We start from the raw sequence: 3,199 nt of genomic DNA, 5'->3' as shown, positions 1-3,199 counted from the left end.
TGTGGTTACTTCATAAATAACCTAAATTTAAGGGGGTGGCAAGTTTTTTTGTATAAAAACGCATTATATAGGCAATAATAATAGGTTTTACTTAAAAACTTTTGACAATACGGGCAACAGTAGGGGGGTGATGCTATGCGAATGTTGCGATTTCTGACGCTCCTTATTGTGTTCCTCTTTCCTTTCCAGATTGCTGACATTTCAGCAGAAGACGATGGGGGCGGCAAACTGGTCTATATTATACCGGTAGAAAGAGAAGTAGAGCGGGGATTGGAAGCTTTTTTAAAACGAACGACAACAGAAGCAATTGAATCCGGTGCAGACCATATCATTTTAGAAATTGATACCCCGGGAGGAAGAGTGGATTCTGCCGGCCAAATTGCTACCCTATTGCAAAACTTGGAGGTGCCAACAACTTCGTTTATTATTAACGAAGCCCTATCTGCGGGTTCATACATAGCTTTAAATACGGACAATATTTACTTTGTTCCCCATGCAACAATGGGAGCGAGCGGTGTAATTAATAGTGATGGAACCGCTGCGGAAGAAAAAGCCCAATCTGCCTGGATTGAAAAAATGAGCAGTGCTGCCGAATCAAAAGGAAGAGATCCGCTGTATGCCGTTGCAATGGCAGACCCGAATATTGATTTGCCGGAATATGGGGCCCCTCGCGGCAAATTTTTAACGCTAAGCCCAAATGATGCTGTAGAGGTCGGTTATGCGGAAGGAATTGTAAATGATCGAGTAGAACTTCTCCATGAACTTGGTTTATCCAAAGCAACTGTGGTGGAAACAGAGCCGACATTAGCTGAAGAAGTTGCAAGATTTTTAACAAATCCAATAGTTTATTCCATTCTGTTATCGGTGGCCAGTTTAGGCCTCATTGTGGAACTCTATTCTCCTGGGTTTGGGGTACCCGGGATAATGGGCCTTACTGCGCTAATCCTCTTCTTTTACGGGCATATCGTTGCCGGACTCGCAGGCATGGAAGCGATTATCTTACTATTGGCAGGAATTATACTCATTGTTGCAGAATTATTCGTGCCGGGCGGGATTCTAGGGCTGTTAGGTGCTGGAGCCATTATTGGTTCCCTGCTCATGTCAGGATATGATGTGGGACAAATGGCATTTAGTATCGGGATTGCCTTTTTAATCGCAATTGCAGCGAGCGTGATTCTTTTCCGCAGGGTAGGATTGGAAAAAGGAATATTTAGGCATATTATTTTAAGAGAAAGTACGGCCACCGAACTTGGCTACGTTTCTGCTAAAAATCGGTTAGATCTTATCGGGTTAGAAGGAATTGCCCTTACCCCCCTTCGGCCTTCAGGAACAGGAGAATTTAACGGGGAAAGAATCGACATCGTTTCCGAAGGCGGTTTTATTGAAAAGGGGAAACGGATTAAAGTTGTGAAGGTAGAAGGAGTTCGTGTTGTCGTTCGAGAAATTTAACAGGAAAAAATAAATATAGGAGGAATATACATGTCCATTGTTGATTTAGTACCTTTTATCATTATCGCGGTCATTTTAATTGCCGTAGCGATACTATTTACCTTTATTCCGGTTGCACTGTGGATTAGCGCCCTTGCGGCTGGAGTGCGGGTCAGCATCTTTACATTAGTGGGAATGCGTTTGCGGCGTGTTGTCCCGAGCAGAGTAATCAACCCGCTTATCAAAGCACATAAGGCAGGACTTGATGTGAAAATTAACCAGCTGGAAAGCCACTACTTGGCGGGCGGAAATGTGGACCGTGTCGTCAATGCCCTTATTGCAGCCCATCGCGCCAATATCGAACTGAGCTTTGAGCGGGCCGCAGCAATTGATTTGGCTGGAAGGGACGTATTAGAAGCGGTGCAGATGAGTGTAAATCCAAAAGTCATCGAAACGCCATTTATTGCCGGTATTGCCATTGATGGGATTGAAGTGAAAGCAAAGGCAAGAATTACTGTCCGGGCAAATATTGATCGCCTTGTTGGTGGAGCTGGAGAAGATACGGTTATTGCCCGAGTAGGCGAAGGTGTTGTAAGTACCATCGGAAGCTCAGAAAAACATTCAGACGTGCTGGAAAATCCAGATAAAATTTCCCATACGGTGCTAGCGAAAGGGTTAGATGCCGGAACTGCATTTGAAATCCTTTCCATCGACATTGCCGATGTAGACATCGGAAAGAATATTGGAGCGATTCTCCAAACCGACCAAGCTGAAGCAGATAAAAACATCGCCCAAGCGAAAGCAGAAGAGCGCCGAGCAATGGCGGTTGCGAGAGAACAAGAAATGGTTGCTCGCGTGCAAGAAATGCGTGCGAAAGTTGTGGAAGCAGAAGCCGAAGTGCCACAGGCGCTTGCTGAAGCATTACGTTCCGGAAAAATGGGTGTCATGGATTACTTGAACTACCGGAATATTAATGCCGATACTGATATGCGGGATACGATCGGCAAATTGACAAAGGAAAATAATAATGATGATGAAAACAATTAATGGATCTCGACGTAAAGGGGTCACCGGATGATGCTAGAACTTTTAGATTTTATCTTTGAAAATCTGTTTATTCTCGTCCTGATTATCTCCGGATTGCTAAGTTTTTTAAAGACGGGGAAGAAACAGGGGGATAGAACTTCTCCTTCCGGAAGACCGGCGAGAAAATCGTACCAGCCGCCAAGACCTGTGGCCGCCCCCGTTTTTCCGACTGAATCGAGAAAAAAGGAGGAAACCGTTCAGACTGTATCCATTGAAGAAATGCGCCAGGAGCAGCTGGAAAAATTGGCAGGTCAGTTCAGCTCGAATATTGAGCTGGAGGATATCGAGGATAGGAGCCAGCTTGCTGCGAGCGATGACCTCCATAAGGGCTTAAAGCCAACATTGGATAGAAAGCAAGATTTAACAGAAAAACAAAAGACGCTGAAAAAACAAATGAGCGGCAATATTACAAGTAAAGGCCTTGTTAATGGGATTATTATGTCGGAAGTACTTGGGCCGCCGAGGGCTAGAAAACCGTATCGCAGCATTATTGAAGAACGTTATATAAAGTAAAGTCTTTATGAACATATTCCGAGGTTTATTGAAACCTGTCCGTTCAGGGAAACGGACAGGTTTTTTTGGTGTGCCCGGCATGGGTGCAGACTATAGGGTGAAAGTCCCGAACAGTGAAGGCAGTAGTAGCTGTAGCTTAAGACAAGGGCATGGGGGGTGACCGTCAAGTCTG

Annotated in this window: 3 protein-coding genes; all 3 read left to right on the top strand. The window is 44.8% G+C overall.

Translation table 11 applies throughout. From position 1 onward, the window contains the following. The first annotated feature begins 141 nt into the window (after positions 1-141). The 3 genes from IEV18_RS16570 to IEV18_RS16560 are packed head-to-tail and all read left to right on the top strand — an operon-like array spanning position 142 to position 3,027. On the top strand, positions 142-1,449 hold the full coding sequence (locus IEV18_RS16570; RefSeq protein WP_229733705.1) for an NfeD family protein: 1,308 nt from the start codon (positions 142-144) through the stop codon (positions 1,447-1,449). A 30-nt stretch (positions 1,450-1,479) separates the two neighbouring features. Next, complete coding sequence (floA, locus tag IEV18_RS16565; protein ID WP_188393465.1) at positions 1,480-2,475, top strand: flotillin-like protein FloA; 996 nt, start codon at positions 1,480-1,482, stop codon at positions 2,473-2,475. A gap of 27 nt (positions 2,476-2,502) precedes the next feature. Continuing rightward, positions 2,503-3,027 carry a YqfB family membrane protein gene (locus tag IEV18_RS16560; RefSeq protein WP_188393464.1) on the top strand — a complete coding sequence of 175 codons (525 nt, stop codon included), beginning with the start codon at positions 2,503-2,505 and terminating at the stop codon, positions 3,025-3,027. Positions 3,028-3,199: the final 172 nt, after the last annotated feature.

The sequence above is a fragment of the Compostibacillus humi genome (genome assembly GCF_014637175.1).
Classification (GTDB): domain Bacteria; phylum Bacillota; class Bacilli; order Bacillales; family Amphibacillaceae; genus Oceanobacillus; species Oceanobacillus humi.
The sequence above is the reverse complement of the archived record's forward strand: the minus strand, read 5'-3'. Positions and strand labels throughout refer to the sequence as shown.